This window comes from Advenella alkanexedens, assembly GCF_019132845.1.
Taxonomy (GTDB): domain Bacteria; phylum Pseudomonadota; class Gammaproteobacteria; order Burkholderiales; family Burkholderiaceae_B; genus Advenella; species Advenella alkanexedens.
In genome coordinates this window covers 23688-46566 of the sequence record NZ_JAHSPR010000001.1, presented here as the reverse complement: position 1 = coordinate 46566, position 22879 = coordinate 23688, and the positions used below count along the sequence as shown (strand labels likewise).

19 protein-coding genes are annotated in these 22879 nt (G+C 48.5%); 16 read left to right on the top strand and 3 right to left on the bottom strand.

Going from position 1 to position 22879, the window contains the following annotated elements; all coding sequences use genetic code 11:
* The first annotated feature begins 108 nt into the window (after window positions 1-108).
* The 6 genes from surE (at window position 109) to rlmD (ending at window position 5536) form a co-directional block, all read left to right on the top strand.
* Window positions 109-870: a 5'/3'-nucleotidase SurE gene (surE, locus tag KU392_RS00205; protein ID WP_169294789.1), complete on the top strand. Its 762-nt coding sequence runs from the start codon at window positions 109-111 to the stop codon at window positions 868-870.
* Window positions 871-1076: 206 nt separating this feature from the next.
* Window positions 1077-1727: a protein-L-isoaspartate(D-aspartate) O-methyltransferase gene (locus KU392_RS00200; RefSeq protein WP_246587201.1), complete on the top strand. Its 651-nt coding sequence runs from the start codon at window positions 1077-1079 to the stop codon at window positions 1725-1727.
* A 94-nt stretch (window positions 1728-1821) separates the two neighbouring features.
* Entirely contained in the window at window positions 1822-2493 is a 672-nt protein-coding gene (locus KU392_RS00195; protein ID WP_246587166.1) for a peptidoglycan DD-metalloendopeptidase family protein, read from the top strand.
* A 9-nt stretch (window positions 2494-2502) separates the two neighbouring features.
* The gene (locus tag KU392_RS00190; protein ID WP_217734258.1) at window positions 2503-3279 is read left to right on the top strand and encodes a 3'-5' exonuclease; all 777 of its coding nucleotides are present in this window, start codon (window positions 2503-2505) and stop codon (window positions 3277-3279) included.
* Window positions 3280-3427: 148 nt separating this feature from the next.
* A complete protein-coding gene (locus KU392_RS00185; RefSeq protein WP_169294785.1) occupies window positions 3428-4081 on the top strand; it encodes a Spy/CpxP family protein refolding chaperone in 654 nt (217 codons plus the stop codon).
* Between the two features lie 144 nt (window positions 4082-4225).
* Entirely contained in the window at window positions 4226-5536 is a 1311-nt protein-coding gene (gene rlmD, locus KU392_RS00180; protein ID WP_217734257.1) for a 23S rRNA (uracil(1939)-C(5))-methyltransferase RlmD, read from the top strand.
* Between the two features lie 38 nt (window positions 5537-5574).
* Here the strand turns inward: rlmD and cfa are convergent, their stop codons facing one another.
* Both cfa and KU392_RS00170 read right to left on the bottom strand, forming a co-directional pair.
* Complete coding sequence (gene cfa / locus KU392_RS00175) at window positions 5575-6735, bottom strand: cyclopropane fatty acyl phospholipid synthase (RefSeq protein ID WP_217734256.1); 1161 nt, start codon at window positions 6733-6735, stop codon at window positions 5575-5577.
* A 177-nt stretch (window positions 6736-6912) separates the two neighbouring features.
* Window positions 6913-7827 carry a LysR family transcriptional regulator gene (locus tag KU392_RS00170; RefSeq protein ID WP_169294782.1) on the bottom strand — a complete coding sequence of 305 codons (915 nt, stop codon included), beginning with the start codon at window positions 7825-7827 and terminating at the stop codon, window positions 6913-6915.
* A 180-nt stretch (window positions 7828-8007) separates the two neighbouring features.
* Here KU392_RS00170 and metE point away from each other — a divergent pair, with 180 nt between their 5' ends.
* The 10 genes from metE to ppa all read left to right on the top strand — a co-directional run bounded on the left by metE (window position 8008) and on the right by ppa (window position 19823).
* Window positions 8008-10302, top strand: a complete 2295-nt coding sequence (gene metE, locus KU392_RS00165) for a 5-methyltetrahydropteroyltriglutamate--homocysteine S-methyltransferase (protein ID WP_169294781.1) — start codon at window positions 8008-8010, stop codon at window positions 10300-10302.
* A gap of 130 nt (window positions 10303-10432) precedes the next feature.
* Complete coding sequence (locus KU392_RS00160) at window positions 10433-11002, top strand: DUF2889 domain-containing protein (protein ID WP_169294780.1); 570 nt, start codon at window positions 10433-10435, stop codon at window positions 11000-11002.
* Between the two features lie 59 nt (window positions 11003-11061).
* Window positions 11062-12222 carry an ADP-forming succinate--CoA ligase subunit beta gene (gene sucC, locus KU392_RS00155; protein WP_169294779.1) on the top strand — a complete coding sequence of 387 codons (1161 nt, stop codon included), beginning with the start codon at window positions 11062-11064 and terminating at the stop codon, window positions 12220-12222.
* Between the two features lie 15 nt (window positions 12223-12237).
* A complete protein-coding gene (gene sucD, locus KU392_RS00150; RefSeq protein WP_169294778.1) occupies window positions 12238-13119 on the top strand; it encodes a succinate--CoA ligase subunit alpha in 882 nt (293 codons plus the stop codon).
* A 336-nt stretch (window positions 13120-13455) separates the two neighbouring features.
* The gene (locus tag KU392_RS00145) at window positions 13456-14178 is read left to right on the top strand and encodes a TerC family protein (RefSeq protein ID WP_169294777.1); all 723 of its coding nucleotides are present in this window, start codon (window positions 13456-13458) and stop codon (window positions 14176-14178) included.
* A gap of 140 nt (window positions 14179-14318) precedes the next feature.
* Entirely contained in the window at window positions 14319-15254 is a 936-nt protein-coding gene (gene hemC / locus KU392_RS00140; protein WP_169294776.1) for a hydroxymethylbilane synthase, read from the top strand.
* A 10-nt stretch (window positions 15255-15264) separates the two neighbouring features.
* On the top strand, window positions 15265-16092 hold the full coding sequence (locus KU392_RS00135; protein WP_217734255.1) for a uroporphyrinogen-III synthase: 828 nt from the start codon (window positions 15265-15267) through the stop codon (window positions 16090-16092).
* Between the two features lie 104 nt (window positions 16093-16196).
* Entirely contained in the window at window positions 16197-17801 is a 1605-nt protein-coding gene (locus KU392_RS00130; protein WP_169294774.1) for a uroporphyrinogen-III C-methyltransferase, read from the top strand.
* 3 nt (window positions 17802-17804) lie between these two features.
* The gene (locus tag KU392_RS00125; RefSeq protein WP_169294773.1) at window positions 17805-19253 is read left to right on the top strand and encodes a heme biosynthesis HemY N-terminal domain-containing protein; all 1449 of its coding nucleotides are present in this window, start codon (window positions 17805-17807) and stop codon (window positions 19251-19253) included.
* A 33-nt stretch (window positions 19254-19286) separates the two neighbouring features.
* Window positions 19287-19823, top strand: a complete 537-nt coding sequence (gene ppa, locus KU392_RS00120; protein WP_217734254.1) for an inorganic diphosphatase — start codon at window positions 19287-19289, stop codon at window positions 19821-19823.
* A gap of 144 nt (window positions 19824-19967) precedes the next feature.
* On the opposite strand, the gene KU392_RS00115 is transcribed toward ppa, so the two are convergent.
* A complete protein-coding gene (locus tag KU392_RS00115) occupies window positions 19968-22820 on the bottom strand; it encodes a valine--tRNA ligase (RefSeq protein WP_217734253.1) in 2853 nt (950 codons plus the stop codon).
* Window positions 22821-22879 lie beyond the last annotated feature (59 nt).

Here is a 22879-nt window from a genome sequence, read left to right as displayed (position 1 = left end):
AAAATGCCATGGGCTGATGATAAAAAATAATAAGTAAATCAACTTTTATTTTGGGGTTGAGGTTTTCCAACCCATCATTTATTGGGTTCTTTTTCTGGTTTGGAATATATGAAGCGAATTTTAGTCTCTAATGATGATGGATATAACGCAAAAGGCATTGAGTTACTGGCAGAGGCGCTACGATCGTTCGCGGAAGTCATAGTCATTGCACCAGAAACCAATCATAGCGGTGCTTCCAACTCATTAACGTTAACTCGTCCGTTAACCGTGCGGCAGGCAGCCAACGGGTATTACTATGTCAATGGCACGCCTTCCGATTGTGTGCATATTGCCCTGACAGGCATCCTCAAGCATAAACCTGATCTGGTTGTGTCCGGTATTAACAATGGTGCCAATCTTGGTGAAGACACACTGTATTCAGGCACGGTTGCAGCGGCCACCGAAGGCTATTTGTTTGGTATTCCTTCCATTGCTTTTTCCCTGACAGAGCGTAATTGGCCCCACATTGAAGCCGCCGTTGAAATCGCGGTTCATATTGTCAGGCATCAGCTGGCGCAGCCTCGCCAGGCCCCTTGCCTGCTTAGCGTGAACATCCCGCCGTTGCCAAAGCATGAGCCTGAAAACATTTGCGTTGCCCGTTTGGGGCGACGCCATCCTTCCCAACCGGTTATTGAAGCAACCAACCCCAGTGGGGAAACCATTTACTGGATTGGTCCTACCGGTGAAGTGGCCGATGCAGGCAGTGATACCGATTTTGGCATTATCAAACAGGGAAAAATATCAGTAACTCCTTTGCGACTTGATTTGACGCATTATGACGAATTAAGCATTACCCATGAGTGGCTGGAGGGTTTATGCGTAAACCCATAGACGATCTTGTAGTTTATGGTAATAAAAATGTTAGGGATGGAAAAAAAACGTCGCCATTCGGTTCGTCAGCGGTAAATCAAATTAAAATTACCCCTGCGAATAGCAATACACGGATTTTGTCAGGTGCCCAGTCTTTTTCTTATGGACAAAGTGGTTTCGCCAGTCAGCTCAAGCCAGGCGTGGCTGGTGGTACAGCAGGAGGTCCCATGAATCTCGGATTGAATTCGGAAAGATTGCGACACCAGATGGTTACACGCCTGAAGCAAAAAGGTATCACGGATACGCGGGTACTGGCGGCAATGCAGGCGGTGCCGCGGCATATATTCGTTGATCAGGGCTTGGCCAGCAGGGCATATGAAGATGCCGCTTTGCCTATTGGGTTTTCCCAAACCATTTCCCAACCCTGGATTATTTCCAGAATGCTTTCCATTGTGTGTGAAGACAGAAACCCGAGAAAAGTGATGGAAATCGGGACGGGTTGCGGTTATCAGGCCGCGGTAATGGCTCACTTGTTTCCTGCTGTTTACAGCATAGAAAGGATAAAAGGCCTTTATGATATGGCGCGCGAGCACTTGCGTGATTTGCGACTGGTTTCCAAAGTCAGTCTTACCTTCGGAGACGGGATGCTTGGATTGCCTTCATATGCCCCTTTCGATGCGATTGTCATCGCGGCTGCCGGTATGGAAATTCCGGGTGTATTGTTATCCCAGCTTAGCGTGGGGGGTAGGTTGATTGCCCCTGAGGGCACCAGTAATCAAAGACTGGTTCTGATAGAAAGAACCGGACAAGACTCTTGGGATCGAACAGAACTGGAGGCAGTGCGCTTCGTTCCGTTACGGTCAGGTATACAATCTTAGTTGGAGAATTTTTGCCTTAAATTTAATTGGCAAACTGGATATTATGAATATGCATTCGTTCAGAAGAAAGTCATTATTATTGGGTACCGTGTTTATGGCAGCAGTACTTGCTGGCTGTAGCGGTACGGGAAAGGCGCCAGTGTCCAGTCTGGGTGGTGGCGGTGGTGCTTCTGCCGGGGAATATGTGGTGCAAAGAGGCGATACGCTTTACGGTATTTCCCGTAGGCATAACGTGACTGTTGCCCAACTGAAATCCCTGAATAATATTTCAGATCCTTCTCAACTCGAGGTGGGACAACGTTTGCGTCTTTCATCTTCAAGTGTGGCCAGCACCGCTGGCCGCACTGCCAAGGCTTCTTCTGCAGGCAGTGTGTCAACATCGGCACCGACGGCCAGTGATGCAGGTCTGGTTTCCTGGACCTGGCCACTTAAGGGAAATATTATCACCGGTTATTCCAGCTCAACCCGTGGTATAGATATTGCGGGTAATATGGGCGATCCGGTTTATGCGGCCGCTTCGGGAACGGTTTCATATGTGGGTAATGGCCTGCGTGGCTTGGGTAATCTTATCCTGATTTCACATGGTAACGGTTTTATTACCGCTTATGCACATAACAGCAAATTGCTGGTTAAAGACAAACAAAGAGTCAGCAAAGGTGAAAAAATTGCTGAGGTCGGGCAGTCTGATACCACTTCTCCACGCTTGCATTTTGAAATCCGTCGCAATGGCCAGCCGGTCAACCCCTTGTCTTACTTGCCAAAATAAAAATTGCTTATGCTTCCCACTCTTGTTTTTGACCTTGAAACCATTCCCGATGCACAGGGACTCCGTAGCCTGAATGGCTGGGAACCGGATATGCCCGATGCTGAAGTCATTGAGCGTGCCACGGATATCCGGATAGCGGAAACCGGTTCTGATTTTTTTCCCCTTCATCTGCAAAAAATTGCGGTGATTGGCTGTGTTTTTCGGGATGATAGCGGGTTCAGGGTTAAAACATTGGGAAAACCAGACGATGATGAGGCGACTCTCATCAATGGCTTTTTCAAAACCATCGAGCGCTATACCCCCAGGCTGGTGAGCTGGAATGGCAATGGCTTTGATTTGCCGGTATTGCATTACCGTAGCCTGATTCACGGGATTCAGGCACATCGGTATTGGGATATGGGTGAGGAAGATCGTGATTTCAAATACAATAATTACATTAGTCGCTATCATACCCGTCACATAGACTTGATGGATTTACTGGCTAAATATAATGGTCGTGCCAATGCACCATTAGATCAATTGGCCAAGCTTTGCGGCTTCCCCGGTAAGCTGGGTATGGATGGCGGGCAGGTTTGGCCAGCCTGGCAGGCGGGTAAGGCCGATGAGGTGCGCGCCTATTGCGAGACCGATGTTGTGAATACCTGGCTGGTTTATTGCCGTTTTCGTTTTATGCGCGGCGAAATAGACAAGATTGCTTATGACCGTGAAGTGGAGCTGGTTCGGCAGACCCTTGAGGAAATCAATGCTTCGCATTGGCAGGAGTATCTGGCGGTCTGGAATATATAAAAACAGGCTATCAATGGGAGGCGTTTATATCAAACGCCTGTCTCCCCGGTAATCAATTGAAAATATTCCGCCAGAAGTGTAATTTGTTTGAAACGGGTTATGGCTCACAATGGCTTCACGTTATCAGTTAATACAAAGGAGCACCATTATGGCTAAGTCACTTTCTTCATTCGTTGTTAAATCACTTGCTGTGGCTACTACAGCCTTGGCGATCGGCTCAACATTTTCAATTGCCAGCGCCCAGCCCCAGGGTGATGATACCCGTCCTGGCGTAAGTCAAAGAATGGGCGATGGTAAGGCTCAATTCAAAGGTGAGCGTGGTCATCATAAATATGATGGCCAAAAAATGAATGCCAAAGCCGCTATTGTTATTCCCGGTTTTGGTCCTGTTGATCAGAAACTGGTTGATGACCTGAAACTCAATGATGATCAAAAAGCCAAGTTGCAAGCTGCACTGGATGCGAAAAAACAGGCCCGTGGCGAACATCGCGATACGTTCAAGAAAGTGTCTGATCTTCGCAAGCAGCAAATAGAGTCTGGCAAGCTTGATCCTAAAGCCTTGCTGGAAGCCGAGAAAGAATTGCGTGCCGCCATGCAGGAAAAACGTGATGCGCACCAGGCTCAATGGCTGGTTTTGTGGGAAAGTTTCACACCTGAACAGCAGTCTACGGTAGGTAAATACTATCAGGAACGAGCCCAGAAAATGCAGGAGCGTCGTAAAGATCGTCAGGAAAAACGTGAGCAACGTAAGGAAAACAGAGCCAAACAGGCTCCAGCTGAACAGGCTGAAACAAAGGCCTGATTGACTGAATAGTTGTACCGCTTAGTATCTATCCTCTCTCTTATCCCGGTTCTTTAACCGGGATTTTTTTATGATTTTCATGACATTGTCCATTTGTGTCATGCTTGAATTTACAATAGGTGCTTCGTTTGGATTGGAACAGTCATGTCTGAAGTATTGTCTATAGAATCATTGGATCTTGAGGCACGTGGCATCGCACGTCGTGAAGGAAAAACCATTTTTGTCCAGGGGGCGCTTCCCACCGAGGTGGTTGAGGCCACTATTCTAAGAAAGAAACCCTCTTATGAAATTGCGCGCACGGAGCGGATCTTGAAAGCGTCCAGCTTAAGGGTCAAGCCCCGTTGTCCCAATTTTGGCATGTGCGGTGGCTGTGCCATGCAGCACCTTGATACGTCCACGCAGGTTGCTGTCAAGCAACGTGCCCTGGAAGATTGTTTCCAGCATATCTCAAAACTTAAAATTCCACAGGTGCTGGCACCCATGCACGGGCCCGATTGGGGGTATCGTTACCGTGCGCGCTTATCGGTGCGTTATGTCAGAAAAAAAAGCACGGTTCTGGTTGGGTTTCATGAGCGCAAAAGCGGTTATGTGGCGGATATGACCGAATGCCATATTTTGCCGAAACATGTCTCTGATTTGCTGGTACCATTACGCGAGCTTGTTGGCAGTTTAAGTGTGCGTGAGCGGGTGCCTCAGATTGAAGTGGCGATTGGTGATGGTACGACCGTGTTAACCATACGGCACATGGACCCGTTCAACGGTAATGATTTAGCCTTGCTGGATGAGTTTGCGGATAAACATAATATTATCTGGTGGGTTCAATCGAAAGGGCCTGAAACGGTTAAGCCCTTACATGAAAAAGATGCCGGTAAATTGGCTTATACCCTTCCGCAATTTGGTCTGCGTATGGCTTATAAGCCTACCGACTTTACCCAGGTTAACCATCAGATTAACAGGGCTCTTATTGCCAGGGCACTTAATTTGCTAAATGTGCAATCCCGGGACAGGGTGGTTGATTTGTTTTGCGGATTGGGTAACTTTACCTTGCCTTTGGCAACCCAAGCCAAAGAAGTGGTGGGTATCGAGGGTAGCAAAACCTTGACAGACAGGGCGCTTGAAGCCGCAAAAGACCATGGTCTGGAAAGTAAAACCAGTTTTTCAACCCTTAACCTGTTTGAGGTGGATGTTCAATGGTTGCGTAACTTGGGTTATTTTGACCGTATGCTTATTGATCCACCCCGCGAGGGGGCGTTGGAGGTTGCCAGGGCACTGGTGCAGCTTGAGTCACATGAAAGACCCAAACGTATCGTTTATGTGTCCTGTAACCCTGCCACCCTGGCCAGGGATGCAGGCGTGCTGGTTGAAAATGGTGCTTACCGGCTGGTATCAGCGGGGGTTATCAATATGTTCCCGCATACCGCGCATGTGGAATCCATCGCGGTATTTGAGTCCTGAGAAATGGGCGTGATCGGTTATTGCCGGCCTCAGGTGGTTTATAACCTGGGTCGGCGGTAACCTCCTTTGACGCCTTCCGGTGACAGCACAATCTGCCATAATTGATTCGAACGTGCCCGGAATGAGCCGGCACAAACCAATAAATAATAACGCCACATGCGATAAAAACGCTGGGAATACTGGTCTTTGAATTCATGCCAGTGTTTTTCGAAGTTGGCATGCCATGCCATGAGTGTTTTATCGTAATCCGCCCCAAAATTGTGAACATCTTCTATCACGAACAGGGACTCCAGTGAGTCGGAGATCTGTCCAAGCACAGGCACTTCTCCATTGGGGAAAATATACTTGTCAATCCATGGATCGGGGTGATGGTCCCGGATTTGCCCGCCAATGGTATGCAGCAGAAAAAGACCGTCTTCTTTCAGGTTGCGACGGGCTACCTCAAAATAGGTACGGTAGTTTTTACGTCCAACATGTTCGAACATGCCCAGACTGACAATGGCATCATATTGTTCATTCAGGTCGCGGTAGTCTTCCAGCCGAAACGTAACGGGCAATCCCTGGCATAATTGCTGGCCATATTCCGCCTGTTCTTTCGAAATGGTGACCCCTGTACAGGTAACACCATAATTTTCTGCGGCATAGCGCATGAAACTGCCCCATCCGCAACCAATATCCAGAACGTGCATACCGGGTTTCAAATCCAGCTTTTGGCAAACCAGATCCAGTTTTGCCAATTGGGCGTCGTTCAGATTGTTGGCCTTGTCCCAGTAGCCGCAGGTATAAGTCATGTAGGGGTCCAGCATTTTGGCAAAAAAATCATTGCCTATGTCATAGTGGGTTTCGCCTACTTCCCATGCGCGGGTACGGGTTTGATGGTTAAGGATTTGGGCACGCAAACTGTACCATAAGGTACTTAAGCTTTTTATTTTGGCATCCAGTTTGTTATGCAGGATCAGGTTGATCAGTTCATCAATACGCTGGCAATCCCACATGCCTGCCATATAGCTTTCGCCCAAGCCCTTGCTGCCTTGGGCCAGAATCAGGTCGGCCGCTTTGGGATCATGAATCTGGAGATCCCATGGATTGTTCCCGTTTATGGTTATGCCTGCGCTGGCCAATAGTTGATTAAGGTATTCGCATGACTTGTTATTGATTGTTTTTGAATGTGCTGCTTCTGTTAACTCCTGGTGTTTCATGAGCTTTCCTTTAGCGTAGATAAAGAAAACAACGAATTAAAGAGCACAGAGCCTAAAGAGATGAAAGGCACTGTGTAATACTGGAAATGGATACCTTTTACATCGTCAAGAGATCTTTCTATTATTTATAATGGGTATAACTTACCATTGTGACCACAAAATTTCAAACTGAATCTATTAGGTTCTAATGCCTGATAGGTTTTTAAAGCATATTTCCCTGGCTAATGTTAAAAAAGCCTGGATATAAGCAGCATTAGTGTCTTCGCTGCGTACGGCGGCATACAATGTTTGCCAAATGCCTGGTGGGTCACCTAAATGGCAAGTCTTAAGCCATTCCTGCCTGACATAATCGCTCAATGTCCAGTTAGGTAGGGCGGCAACGCCCCGGTTACTGTTCACCAGCTGGATAATCATAGGCGTTAATTCTGCGGTTCTGGTGGCAGCGGGCTCTACGTCGGCGGGGTCAAGAAAAGTATGGTAAATATCCAGCCGGTTTTTTTCAACCGGATAAGTAATTAATATCTGGTCGGCCAGGTCTTGTGGCCTGATGTATCGCTTTTTTGAAAGCGGATTGTCTGCAGAGACGGCAACCACCAGTTCATACTTGAAAAGCGGGAGGTAATCAATGTTTTCCGAGCGCACAGGGTCTGAAGTGATGACCAGATCCAGGTCACCCCGCCGCAGGGCAGGAAAAGGGGCAAAAGAAAATGCCGCTGACAAATCCAGTGAAATGTGGGGCCATTGTTGCCTGTATGCATCAAGAGCGGGCATAAGCCACTCAAAGCAGGAATGGCATTCAATGGCCAGATGCAGTCTGCCGGTATTGCCTGCGGCCAGTTTTTGCAATTCCCTTTCAGTAGATTTTACCTTTGGCAAAATATCATCGGCCAGCGCAAGTATACGTAATCCGGCGGTGGTTAATCTGGCCGGCCGGGTTCGTCGGTTCAGGACCGTTGTGCCCAGCCTGTTTTCAAGGTCGCGCAACTGGTGTGACAGGGCGGATTGGGTGACCGAAAGATGGTCAGCCGCCTCTTGGAGATTGCCAAAATTACGAATCGCGGTTAGCGTTTCCAGATGTTTTATTTCAAGCATGTGTCGATTTTTTCAAACAAGACTATTCGTTTATGCAATTAAAAATAAGTAAATAAATCAATTGCTTATGCATTAATATTAAAAACTCTCATGTTATTTTAAGAATTTAGAGATATATTCATGTTAATTGTAAGGCAAAATCCAGATACTTGATAAACATTCATGCTATTTAGGATTTATATGACTATTATTCATAACTTGGGTTTCCCCAGGATTGGTGTCCAAAGGGAATTGAAAAAAGCGCTGGAACAATACTGGCGCGGACAAATCAATGCCCAGGAACTTGAGGCGGTTGGGTTTGGACTAAGAAAAAAACATTGGCAGCAGCAGGCGGATGCCGGTGTATCCTTATTGCCAGTGGGCGATTTTTCCTGGTATGACCAGATTCTGGAGTGGAGCACATTGATTGGTGCCGTTCCTGCCCGTTTTGCACAAGATGCCCAGCAGGAAACCGGGCTGGATACTTTATTCAGAATGGCGCGGGGCAGAGCGCCTACCGGAGAGCCCACCGCAGCATGCGAAATGACCAAGTGGTTTGATACCAACTATCACTATATCGTCCCCGAACTGGAAGCAGGGCAGACGTTCCGCATTGCCCGCAGCTCCCTGTTTGATCAGGTTGATGAGGCCCTTGCCGCAGGACATCAGGTCAAGCCGGTTATTCCGGGTTTGCTAAGCTATTTGTGGTTAAGCAAAGGAGAGGACTTCAACAATGGCGCCAGTGATGAGCGCAAGCTGGCCTTGATTCCCGCTTTGCTGGAGGTTTACGAAAAAGTGCTGACACGCTTGCAAGAGCAGGGTGTTGAATGGGTGCAGATTGATGAGCCTATCCTGACGCTGGAGTTGCCTCAGGCCTGGAAAGATGCCTTCAAACTCGTTTATGCGAAATTGGTGCAACAAAAACTGAGGATTCTGCTAGCCACTTATTTTGAGAGTCTGGATGACAATCTGGCCCTGGCCGGCCACTTGCCGGTTGACGGTTTGCATGTGGATCTGGTCCGTGGCAATGACGATTTGCAAGCCATTGCGGATATTCTTCAGCCAGGGCAGGTTCTGTCGGCGGGGATTGTCAGCGGCCGTGATATCTGGCGTACTGATCTTGATGCCGCTGCAGTCCGTTTACAGCCGCTAAAAGAAAAGTTGGGTGAAAATTTATGGCTGGCGCCGTCTTGCTCTTTATTGCATGTGCCGGTGGATCTGGCTTCTGAAAAAAAGCTTGATGACGAACTGAAATCCTGGCTATCTTTTGCACGCCAGAAACTTGAAGAATTAAACGCTCTGGCGGCGGTTCTGGATAAGCGCCAAACGCCCGCGATTGAAGCGTTTCTGGCCAGGCAACATCAGGCGCTTGAAAACAGGAAAACATCCAGGCGAATTCATAACCCGGCGGTGCAGCAGCAACTGGCTCAATCCGTGTCAATTAGCCGTGACCGGACGCCTTTTAATGAGCGCATGAAAAAACAGCGGGCTGCATTGGGCTTGCCTTTGTTCCCAACCACCACGATCGGTTCTTTTCCGCAAACGGCAGACATCAGGGCATTACGTCGTGATTGGAAGCAGGGTGGGTTGAGCGATGTAAAATATGAGGCAGCCATCAAGGAAGAGATTGCTAAAGTGGTGGCTTTCCAGGAAGAGGTCGGGCTGGATGTCCTGGTTCATGGAGAGCCTGAACGCAATGATATGGTTGAGTATTTTGGTGAGCTTCTGGCCGGCTATGCCTTTACCGAAAATGGCTGGGTACAAAGTTATGGTTCACGCTGTGTAAAACCACCGCTTATTTATGGTGATGTGGCCCGGGTTATGCCAATGACGGTTGAATGGACGGCTTATGCTCAATCCCTAACGAACAAACCCATGAAAGGTATGTTGACTGGTCCTGTCACGTTGCTGCAATGGTCATTTGTGCGTGATGATCAGCCAAGAGAACAAACATGTCGCCAGCTGGCCTTGGTATTACGTGAGGAAATCCTGGATCTTGAAAAGGCGGGTATTCATATTATCCAGATTGATGAGCCCGCGTTTCGCGAAGGGCTGCCATTGCGCAAGTGCAAGTGGCAGGCTTACCTGGCTTGGGCGGTTGATGCGTTTCGGCTGTCTGTTTCTGGTGTTCGGGATGCGACGCAAATCCATACGCATATGTGTTATTCGGAATTTAATGACATTATTGAAGCCATTGCGGCGATGGATGCCGATGTGATCACCATCGAAACCTCCCGTTCCAATATGGAGTTGCTACTTGCCTTTGAGCAGTTTCATTACCCCAATGAAATTGGTCCGGGTGTTTATGATATTCATTCTCCCAATATTCCCGATACGGACTGGATGATTCAATTAATGCAAAAGGCCTCGGAAAAAATAGACAGGGCGCGTTTGTGGGTCAACCCTGATTGTGGCCTGAAGACAAGGGACTGGCCGGAAACCCGTGCGGCACTGGAAAAAATGGTTGAGGCTGCCAAGGTATTAAGGTTGCAATAGATTATTAATTTGGTTTTAATTAGGGTAAACCCTAGAAATAAACGACGAATTTAAGAATTCATGTATGATAATTTACGGGTAAGTTATACTTTCCGCAATCATTCATCAATTGTTCTTGAATTCGTCCATAATGTCGTTTGATTCCTCCGTAAGCCGCAAACCTATTCACACTCGAAAAATAGAAATGAATTCCTTTTTAAGGGAGGATGGTTTGTGGGAGCTGGAAGCAACCCTGCTTGATGTCAAGGCTTACGATTTTCCCAAACGCAATGGCAGTATCAAAGTGGCGGGTTCTCCAGTGCATAACATGACAATCTGCCTTCTGGTCTCGGAAGATGGAGAAGTGCGTGATGCCCGGGCACATTATGATGATGCACCTTATGAGCAAAACTGTTCGGCAATTGAAAAGGCTTACAAGGGCCTGATTGGCTTGCATTTACTAAGAAATTTTCGTAATGCGGTCAAGGAACGCTTTTCCCGAACGTCTGGTTGTACTCATATGTCCGAACTTGTTGTACTATTACCCACGGTTTTTGTTCAAAGTCTGTCGGTGTCCCGTAATCGGAAAGAAGCACAGTCGGGTAAAAAGCCTTTCCAGCTTGAAGGTTGTCATGCCCTGGCTTTAACTTCACCTGTGGTAAAAGAGTTTTATCCCGAGTGGTACGTCAATGAAAATCGGGAAACGGGCAAGATCAATTGATGGTGGTCCCCTGCGCAAGCGGGGTATTTTATTTTTTCCTACATCTATATAGGTAATACATGAAGATCCATGAGTATCAAGGTAAAGAACTTCTAAGGAAGTTTGGCGTTACCGTACCTCGCGGTATTCCCGCATTCTCTGTTGACGAGGCTGTTAAGGCGGCAGAAACACTGGGCGGCCCGGTTTGGGTTGTGAAAGCTCAAATCCACGCTGGTGGCCGTGGTAAAGGTGGTGGCGTTAAGCTGGCCCGTTCCATCGATGAGGTGCGTCAGTTATCTTCTGAAATTTTGGGTATGCAACTGGTTACACACCAGACTGGCCCGGAAGGTCAAAAAGTCAACCGTCTTCTGATTGAAGAGGGGGCTGACATTAAAAAAGAATACTACGTGGGTATCGTTACCGATCGTGCTACCCAACGTGTTTGTGTAATGGCTTCCAGCGAAGGCGGCATGGATGTTGAAGAAGTTGCCGAGAAAACGCCTGAGAAAATCCTGAAAGTATTTGTTGATCCCGCTACCGGTCTGACCGATGAGGAAGCAGCAGAATTGGCGCGTGGGATTGGTGTGCCAGAAGAGTCTGTGGGCAAAGCGGCAGCCGAGTTCCAGAAACTGTACAAAGTGTATTGCGAAACCGATGCATCCCTGGCAGAAATCAACCCCCTGATCCTGACCGGTTCAGGCGATATCATTGCCCTGGATGCCAAATTCAATTTCGATTCAAACGCCTTGTTTCGTCAGCCTGAAATCGTGGCTTACCGCGATCTTGATGAGGAAGATCCGGCAGAAATCGAAGCCAGCAAGTTTGATCTGGCTTACATTCAGCTCGACGGCAATATCGGTTGCCTGGTAAACGGTGCCGGTCTGGCCATGGCGACCATGGATACCATCAAGCTGTTTGGTGGCGAACCCGCAAACTTCCTTGACGTGGGCGGTGGTGCTACGGCAGAAAAAGTAACCGAAGCGTTCAAGATCATGCTGAAAAACGAAGGCGTGAAAGCAATTCTGGTTAATATCTTTGGCGGTATCATGCGTTGTGATGTGATCGCTGAAGGCGTTATTGCCGCATGCCGTGCGGTAAACCTGAATGTGCCTCTGGTTGTTCGCATGAAAGGAACCAACGAGGAACTGGGCAAGCAAATGCTGAAAGATTCAGGTCTGCCTATTATCAGTGCTGACACAATGGCCGAAGCAGCAACCAAAGTTGTTGAAGCTGCCAAGTAAGTAAGGAACTCATCAATGTCTATTCTTATCAATAAAGACACAAAAGTCATTACCCAGGGTATTACAGGTAAAACCGGTCAGTTTCACACACGTATGTGCCGTGAATATGGTAATGGTAAAGAAGCCTTTGTCGCTGGTGTAAACCCCAAACGTGCCGGCGAAGATTTCGAGGGTGTTCCCATCTACGCTTCCGTTAAAGAAGCCAAGGAAGAAACCGGCGCTACTGTTTCCGTTATTTATGTTCCACCCGCAGGTGCCGCCGCCGCCATCTGGGAGGCTGCCGAAGCCGACCTGGATCTGGCTATTTGCATCACCGAGGGTATTCCTGTTCGTGACATGCTTGAACTACGCAACCGCATGCGCGCTGAAAACAAGAAAACCCTGTTGTTGGGCCCTAACTGCCCGGGCTTGACCATTCCTGATGAAATCAAGATTGGTATTATGCCTGGCCACATTCACCGTAAAGGTAAAATCGGTATTGTTAGCCGTTCCGGTACATTAACCTATGAAGCCGTTGCACAGGTTTCCGAATTGGGTATGGGCCAGTCTGCAGCGGTCGGTATTGGTGGTGACCCCATCAATGGCCTGAAGCACATCGATATCCTGAAAATGTTTAACGATGACCCTGAAACTGAAGCGGTTATCATGATTGGTGAAATTGGTGGACCCGATGAAGTTAATGCTGCATTGTGGGCCAAAGACAATATGAATAAACCAATCGTTGGCTTTATTGCTGGCGTTACAGCGCCTCCAGGAAAACGCATGGGTCACGCTGGTGCCCTGATTTCCGGTGGTGCCGATACGGCAGATGCCAAACTTGAAGTAATGGAAGCTTGTGGCATTCGTACAACCCGCAATCCTTCTGAAATGGGCAAATTGCTGAAATCCATTCTGTAATATGTCTTAGCGCAACAAAAAACCGCCACGATCAATATTTTTGATGGGCGGTTTTTTACTTGCTGTAAAGGCCGCTATAGTAAGCGGGTACTTGTCATCCTGGCAGGAGAAGATCCGGTTTGTACACAGGCTGGTTTGCCGGGCTTATAAGGTTGGCTTTTTCAATTCAAAATTAAAACTACCTTGAACTGAATTATAATTTGCTGTTTTCCTTGGAAACGCAGTCAATACATGATTCAATACGGGGCAGCATTTGGCCATTAAGGCTGTTTTGGGCGGGTCGTCACGTTCTTGCCGTCCATCAATTGTGTTCTTAACAAGACAATAGGTAAAAAAATGTTAGAGTTTTTTCAACAGATCCATTGGTCCGCGATTGGCCAAATAATTCTGATCGACATTCTTTTGGGCGGAGATAATGCCATTATTATCGCCCTGGCTTGTCGAAACCTGCAAAAGGCGCAGCGCATCAAAGGTATTCTTTGGGGTACGGTAGGCGCGATTGGCATGCGTGTGGTCCTTATTTTATTTGCCATGGAAATGTTGAAAGTGCCATTTCTCAGGCTTGTTGGTGGTGCTTTGCTAGTGTGGATCGGTATCAAACTGCTTATTCCCGAAGATGATCACGGTGAAGGTATCCAGGCCAGCAGCAGTGTATGGGGTGCGGTTAAAACCATTCTGATCGCAGACTTTGTCATGAGTCTTGATAACGTCATTGCCATTGCCGGTGCTGCCACCAATGCTCATGCCGATCACCAGACCGCTTATGTGATTTTCGGTTTGCTGGTCAGTGTGCCTGTTATTATCTGGGGCAGTACAATCGTCCTGAAAATTATTGACAAATTCCCGCTGGTTATTATGTTTGGTGCCGGCTTGCTGGGCTGGTTGGCTGGTGGTATGTTTGTGAGTGATATGTATATTCAAAATACCTTCCTCGGTGGTGCCGAATCTTCGGCCACAATCAAGTATACTGCCCAGATCGGTTGTGCATTGCTGGTCATGATCGTTGGTAAGCTTATTGCCATGCGAAAGGCTGATGCATCATCTGAAAAGGCTGAATAAGTACGTATTTATTTTAAGGATAGTCAGTTAAAAACATGTCACAAAAACCTAAATTTACCCTGTTGCAACTTTTGTTTGCCCTTGCGGTTATCGGTATTGTTATTGCTGTCCTTGCCAATTATTTTAAATAGGAATCAGCAATGTCAGTACATCCTGAAAAATTGATTATCGCTACTCGTGCCAGTCGTCTGGCTTTATGGCAGGCCGAGTTTGTACAGGCTAAGTTGCAGGCATTGTATCCCGCTTGCCGTGTTGAACTACTGACTATGACCACCAGGGGCGACCAGATTCTTGATCGCACCCTGTCAAAAGTGGGTGGCAAGGGGCTGTTCGTCAAGGAGCTTGAAACTGCCTTGCTTGATGGTCGGGCCGATCTGGCCGTACATTCCCTTAAAGATGTACCTATGGATCTTGGCTCGCCATTTCAGCTGGCGGTTGTCATGGACCGTGCAGACCCACGTGACGCATTTGTATCCAATAAATATGCAAAGCTGGCCGACTTGCCCGAAGGTGCAGTAGTGGGCACTTCCAGCCTGCGTCGTGAGTCGCAAATCAGGGCCAATTTCCCGCATCTGGTTGTAAAGCCGTTGCGTGGCAATCTTGATACTCGTCTGGGCAAGCTGGATAACGGCGAATACGATGCAATTATCCTGGCGGCAGCTGGCTTGCAGCGTCTTGGTCTGCCTGAAAGAATCCGCAGTTTTCTGTCCATAGAGGATAGTCTGCCGGCAGCCGGGCAGGGAGCGCTCGGTATCGAGATTCTGGAATCCCGTTCCGATGTGCTGGCAGCTTTACAACCCCTGTCTTGTCCGGAAACGCTGGCATGTGTAACGGCAGAAAGGGCCGTCTCATCATTCCTGGGGGGGTCTTGCCAGGTGCCTTTGGCTGCGCATGCCGTTATCACTGGCCAAAATCTTACCATTCAGGCGTTTGTCGCTTTGCCGGATGGTACCCGGGTATTGCGTGCGCAAAGCACGGGTCCGATTGAGCTGGCAGGGCAGCTGGGACTGGATGTGGCCAAAGAGTTACATCAGGCTGGCGCTGATAAAATTTTAGCTGCATTGTTGAATAATTAATTGTGTTTTCTTGACTCTTGATTGGCAAGAAAACATGAACAGACATATTATTCTTACCCGCCCGGCAGGAAAAAACGCATCATTACAATCATTGCTTGCCGCGGCGGGTTATCAGGTTACAGAACTTCCCGCCATTGAACGCTTTCCCTTGTCTTTAAGGGCAGGGGAGCTTCCCAATCTTGCTGCCTATCATCTGGTGTTTTTTGTTAGCGGCTATGCGGTGCAGGTCTTTTTTGAAATGCTGGCACAACATCACCGCTCCTGGCCGGCGGGTCTTTATGCAGGTGCTGTTGGCATGGCAACGGCCAATGTTTTGCAAAAGCTGGGTGTTTCTGCCAGTCGAATCATTCATCCGGCTCCCAATGCTGAAAATCAGGATTCGGAAGCTTTTTTTGATGAATTGCTTAAAATAGGTCTTGATAAGTTTAACCGGGTTCTGGTGGTTCGTGGTCAGAGCGGTCGTCAGTGGCTTGCTGAACAGTTGCGGGCTGCTAAGGTACAGGTTGATTTTTTGCCGGTGTATGAAAGAAAGCCCCGGGTATGGACGCCATCTGAAAGTAAAGCAATGATATCGCTGTTGCAATCCAGTAAGCCAATAAGCTGGTTGTTAACCAGTAAGGAAAGTGTCGATAGCATATTTGATGAGCTAAAACGATATCAGCTTGTTCAATATTGCCTGAGACACCATTTTTTGGTTACTCATCCAAGAATTGGCGCTCGGATTCAGGCGCATTTAAAAGGGGGGGCGTTTCAGGAAAATTTGCCTGAAAAGAGGGTTGTCATTAATATATGTCAACCAAGTGATGAGTCAATATTTGAGATGTTAACCACTTCTTAAGTAAAATTGCCGTCATCTTCCACTACAATGCGATTATGAAAAAGAAGCAAGCACGCCATCATTTACATTCTAAAAACCATAATCTCAGCAAGGGATCAAAAAGCATGGATGAAAAAAAACAGGAAAGTATTCAATCTTCAGACCCTAAAGCATTGAATACGCCAGAAGAAAATCAACATAATAATCAGACAGATAATGTAACGCCTGTGGTTGCCTCCGACGACGTCGGGCATGAACCATCTATCTCTGCTGAGAAGTCTGCGTCATCGGCTTCAACCTCAGGTCAAAAGTCTGGTATTAATAAAAAAGTGTTTGGTACGGCGGCCGTTGTGCTGGCGGCTGTAGTGGGTGGGGCCGTTTACATGACCCAGCAATCCCAAATCGGCAGCAAGTGGTCAAAAGGTAACTCCGCTTCGCGTACAGCAGCACTTTCCGATCAGTCTGGATCCGTTTCCACAGCGTCAACACCCGAAGCGCAATCAGACGCTAACCAGGCAGAAAAAAGTCCAGGGCAGGCTGATAGCGTAAGCAATTCCGTGGTAGCGACACAGACTGAATCTGTGTCCACACAAGATGGTGTTGCTCCTCAGTCTCCGTCAGGCGCTGAAGAGGTGGTAACAAATGAGTCAAGTACGTCGCAGCAGGTAAAATCCATTGATTCAGCAGAAGAAAGTGCCTCGGCTGAAACGGCGCAACATGCAGCTCAAAGCGATGCCGCTACGGCCGTATCAGCGGTCAATGAAACGGAGGTGGTTCATGCAGATGCAAAGGCCGGCAATGAAAGTGAGCAGGATGACGGACTTAAGGCACAACTTGACCGGCAAACTGAACAGATTAATCAGCTGAAAACCGAGTTGCAGCAAATGCAGGCGCAGTATGCCGAATTGCTGGAACAACGACTGAACCGGGCAGACGTTGATGTTAGCCTGTTCGTTGTCAATGATGTTTCCCGCTTGGTGCAATCGGCTGATAACGAGTTAAGCATTGCCGGTAACTTACCCAATGCCATTCGTGCATTGGAAATGGCGCAGCAAACCATATTGCGTGCAAACAGTCCCATTCTGGCTGGGCTTGCCGGTGCCGTTTCTTCCGATATCGTGATGCTTAAATCAGCGCCAATCATGAATACGGATACGCTTTTCAAGGAAGTGGGCAAGTTAATCGAGTTGCTCGATCAGGCACCGCTCATTTCACCCGATCGGGTTGATCATTTGTCAACCGTCTTGCCGGTGCAAACACATGCTGTTTCCAGTGAGGCTGAGGTTCAGACCAGTGTCAGCCAGGATTTGAGCTGGTATGAAAAAGCCTGGGACGAGATCCAGTCCTGGCCTTCACAGGCTCTGGGTCTGCTGAAATCAGATTTGGGAGGACTGGTTCGGGTTGAAAAACTTGATGATCCAACGGTTGCCCTGATTTCGGCAGGACAGGCTGCCGCGCTTAAGAACAATCTCAAGCTCGATTTGCGATTTGCACAGCAGGGGTTGCTGAATGCCCAGCAGGGAATCTGGACCAGCTCTCTTGAGTCAGTACAGGCAGGCTTGCTTAAATACTATAACCAGGATGCACCCGCCACACGTCAGGCACTTGAGTTGACCCGTACCTTATTGGCAACCCCTGTGAGGCCTCAATTGCCACAAATTACTCATAGTGTGAAAGCCATTGAGGAAACCAGAAACCAGATCATCAATCTGGGCAACCCGCAGGAGTAAGCCATGAGGACAGGTTTAAAATTACTTGTGCTGCTCGCGCTTGCTGTGGGTTTTGCACTGATTATCAAAGATTCAAGCGGCTATTTTATGCTTGTAACCGGTGATGAGCGTCGTACGGTTTCCCTGACTACCGGCGTTTTTCTGCTGATTATCGCTTTTGTGTTTGTTTATTTGCTGGTTCGCTTGATAGCCACCTTAAGCAATTCACCAACCAGTTTCAAGCAATGGCGGGTTAGGCGCCATACCAGTAAAGATGTCACTCTGCTTGAAAAGGGGTGGCTTGAGTTGATTGAGGGTCGGGCTGACTCCGCTGAAAAAGATTTCACCCGCCTCTTTAATCATAGCCATAATCCTTCGCGCCAGGCCATTGCCAGCCTGGCTGCGGCCAAGGCGGCTCACATGTCCGGACACCATGAGCAACGCGATAAACTCTTGTTGCTGGCTGAAAACAAGTCCAGGCATTTTCCCCGTCTTGCCGAAGCAACTGCTACGGTCAAGGCCGAGTTGCTGCTGGATCAGGGAGAGTCCAGACAGGCACAGGCATTATTGGAGGCGTTGGATACGGCCAATGGCAGTAACCAGGAACATATCCAGAAACTGTTGTTACGTGCTTACAAGCAAACAGGTAGTAATGAAAAGCTGTTGCCCCTGGCCCGGATTATGCTTAAAAAAGGTCGGGTTGACCGTTTTGAGGCACTCAGGCTGATAGAGCATGCGGCAGCGGGCAGAATTAATCATGCAGCTCCTGAAGAGTGGCAATATGTCTGGAAAAGCCTGAGTGGTGATGAGAAAACAATGCCCTTGGTCGCAATGGCGGCCGCTGCACGCTTTGAGGCCGGTGGTGACAATAAAAATGCAGGCAAGGTGCTTGAAGAGGCCTGGGCTGTTACAAAAGATGCCCGCTTGCTTAAAATGTATGTGCAAACTGCAGGTGGGTCGGTTCAGGAACGATTGGCGATGGCGCAGGGCTGGCTGAAAAAGGATGGGAACAATCCTGAGTTGTTAACGGCACTTGGTTATTTGTGCCTGAAGGGGCAGTTGTGGGGGCAGGCTGAACGCTACCTCACACGCAGTCTGGCTATTCGCAGTGAAATGGCTGCCACAGAGGCTGGCCAAGAGGTTGGGGTGTCGCGTGAAGAAGCCCAGACCCATGCATTGCTGGGAACGTTGTATGACCGTCTTGGGCGCGCCCAGGATGCCATTAAGCATTGGCGTATTGCTTCAGCGGCTACGTCGGCATTACCTGTATTAAATAATGATAGTATTCTACCGGCGGCCGATACTACCGAAGATCCGGATGGTCCGCCCGACAGGAAAAAGCTTGATAACCTGGATGATCGTCTAATGTCAACAAAAGTTTCGGCAGATGCCAATGACGATTATCAGGCGGATGAGTATTTTGATACTGCACCCATACCGGGTTATGAAGCCGAAAAACAAGGTAGAAAATAGTTAATATTTCTTTTAATCTTTAAAGGTCATTTTATGAGTTTAGATCGTGTGCCAGCAGGTTCAAAATTACCAGATGAATTCAACGTGGTTATTGAAATTCCAATGAATTCCGACCCAGTAAAATATGAAGTGGATAAAGACACAGGCGCTGTGTTTGTTGATCGCTTCATGATGACGGCTATGCATTATCCATGCAACTATGGCTATATCCCACAAACCATTTCTGATGATGGTGATCCGGTTGACGTGCTTGTCATGACGCCTTTCCCGATTCAGGTAGGTGCCGTTATCAAATGCCGTACCATTGGCGTTTTGCACATGGATGATGAAGGCGGTGGTGATGCTAAATTGCTGGCCGTTCCCGTAGACAAACTCTATCCGGTTTATCGTAATATCAAGTCTCCTGAAGACTTGCCTGAAGAAGAACTCAAGCGTATCCAGCATTTCTTTGAGCACTACAAAGATCTGGAGCCAGGCAAGTGGGTCAAGGTTAAAGGTTGGGACGGTGTTGAGGCCGCCAAAGCCGAAATCGTGGCCAGTGCGGAAAGATTTGCGAAAAGCCAAAACTAATAAGCTGTAAACATTAACAGGCTATTGTTTTTTATTGAATTGGCCCCAGGAAACCGGACATCCTTCGGTTTCCTGGGGTTTTTGTTTAAGGGTATATAAAAGTCAGGATAGAATGCCCTGACGGGCATTCTATTGAGTGTGGTTTTATTTTGCGAGACGATTTTTTTGCTCGTTGATTTTGGCCAACAGTTCGCTAAAGTTGGCCAGCCTTTCTTTTTCCTGCTCAATGACAGCAGCAGGGGCGCGGGCCACGAATTTCTCATTCCCCAATTTGCCATTGGCTTTTGCGATTTCGTTTTCCAGACGTTTGGCCTCTTTGTCCAGACGCGCCAGCTCCGCTTCAACATCAATCTCAACGTTGAGCATCAGGTGAGTGTCTTCAAGAATTTGTACTGGTGCTCCCAAATCGGGCAGTTCATTAACGATATCAACCTGGCTTAATTTGCCCAGTGCCTGCAAATAAGGAGCATTGCGGGCAAGTAAAGAGGCATTTCCCTGGGCGTACAGGGGTACTTTCTGAGCAGGAGACAGGTTCATTTCACCACGCAGGGCACGAACGGCTTCTACCTGTGCCTTTAATTGCTTCAGTGAGGCTTCGGCTTGCTCGTGAATCTGTTGGGAGTCTGGAAGGGGATAAGGTTGTATGCTGATGGAAGTGGTTTCATTCGCCTTGCGTTTACCAGCGATCAGGGCCACTTTTTGCCACAACTCCTCGGTAATGAACGGAATAATGGGGTGGGCCAGACGCAAGATGGTTTCCAGAACGTTGATCAGGGTTTGACGGGTACCGCATTGTTGGGCGGGTGTGCCTTGCTGGATTTGGACCTTGGCCAGTTCCACATACCAGTCGCAGTATTCATCCCAGACAAAGTGGTAAATGGCGTTGGCGATGTTGTCGAAGCGGAAATCCTTGAAGCCTTTCTCTGCTTCGGCCAGTGTTCTTTGCAACTGGGAAAGAATCCAGTGATCGGCAAAAGAGAGTTCAACGCCGTCCTTGCCAGACAGATCATGACCTTCCACGTTCATGAGTACAAAACGGGAGGCATTCCATAGCTTGTTGCAGAAATTGCGATAACCTCCACAGCGCTTGAGATCAAAGTTCATGTTGCGGCCAAGCGTGGCGTAAGCGGCCATGGTAAAGCGCAGGGCATCGGCGCCGTATGCCTCAATGCCGTCAGGAAATTCCTTGCGGGTTTCTTTTTCGATTTTCGCGGCTTGTTTGGGGTTCATCAGGCCACTGGTGCGCTTGGCTACCAGGGGTTCAAGCTCAATGCCGTCAATCAGGTCAACCGGATCAAGTGTATTGCCTTTGGATTTGCTCATTTTCTGGCCGTTGGCATCAAGGATAAGGCCGTGTACATAAACAAACTTGAACGGAATCTGGCCGGTCAGGTGCATGCTCATCATGATCATGCGGGCAACCCAGAAGAAAATAATGTCAAAACCGGTTACCAGTACGCTGGAGGGCAGGTAGCGCTTGTAGTCGGGAGTTTCTTCGGGCCAGCCCATGGTGGTAAAGGGAACCAGTGCAGAAGAAAACCAGGTATCCAGGACGTCTTCATCACGGCGCAAGGGGCCGTTGACACCGGCTGCGCGAGCCTTCTGAATCGCTTCCTCTTCATTGCGGGCAACAAAAATCTGCCCGTCTTCGCTGTACCAGGCGGGAATTTGGTGGCCCCACCATAGTTGACGGGAAATGCACCAATCCTGAATGTTTTCCAGCCACTGGTAATAGGTATTGGTCCAGTTTTCGGGGTAAAACTTGATTTCACCCGAACGCACAACGTCCAGGGCGGTTTCGGTAATGCTTTTGCCGGGGTTGTAAGTGCCTTCAGGCGCAGGCTTGCTCATGGCCACAAACCATTGGTCGGTCAGCATGGGTTCGATAACGGTTTTGGTGCGGTCGCCACGAGGCACCATTAAGGTATGGGGCTTGACGCTTTCCAGTAAATCCAGGGCCTGAAGGTCAGCCACGATTTTTTCGCGGGCTTCGAAGCGATCCATGCCACGGTAGGCTTCGGGCGCATCATCAACAATTTTGGCATCAAGCGTAAGAATACTGGAAAAAGACAGGCCGTGGCGTTGCCCGACCGCATAGTCATTGAAGTCGTGGGCAGGGGTTACTTTAACCACGCCGGTGCCAAATTCCCGGTCTACATAGTCATCGGCAATAATGGGGATTTCACGATTGACCAGTGGCAGGATAACGGTTTGGCCAATCAGGTGCGCGTAGCGTTCGTCTTCGGGGTGTACCATTACCGCAACGTCACCCAGCATGGTTTCGGGACGGGTGGTGGCCACGGTTAAATGGGTAAGTTCACCGGACGGTTTGCTGAGCGGGTAGCGAATATGCCACAGACTTCCTTGTTCTTCGCAGCTTTCAACTTCAAGGTCGGAAACTGCCGTGCCCAGAACCGGATCCCAGTTGACCAGACGTTTGCCACGATAAATAAGGCCCTGTTCATGCAGGCGTACAAAGGTTTCAATCACACCTTTGGACATTTGTTCGTCCATGGTGAAATATTCGCGTGGCCAATCGGCCGAGGCACCCAGGCGGCGAACCTGGCTGGTAATGGTATTGCCTGAAAGCTCTTTCCATTCCCAGACCTTTTCAAGAAATTTTTCACGACCAAGGTCGTGACGGGAAATCTTTTGTGCATCCAGCTGGCGCTCAACCACGATTTGCGTGGCAATACCGGCATGGTCGGTGCCCGGTACAAAAACGGTATCATTGCCCAGCATGCGATGGTAGCGAACCAAGCCGTCCATGATGGTTTGGTTGAAAGCGTGGCCCATATGCAGGGTGCCGGTCACGTTTGGTGGCGGGAATTGAATGGTAAATGGCTGACCACATTCTTCCGAGGCGGTTGTTGTATATTGTCCTGCAGCGAAAATGCCTTGTTTGTTCCACTCTTCATACCAGCGGGCCTCCAGCTCTTTGGGCTCGAAGCTTTTGGAGAGCTCTTTGGTGTCAATAATGTTAGATTCTTGGTTCATTCTGATTCTGATTCCGACGGTTTGGTTGTTTTGTTCGCGAAAACCCTTATTTTAAGGTG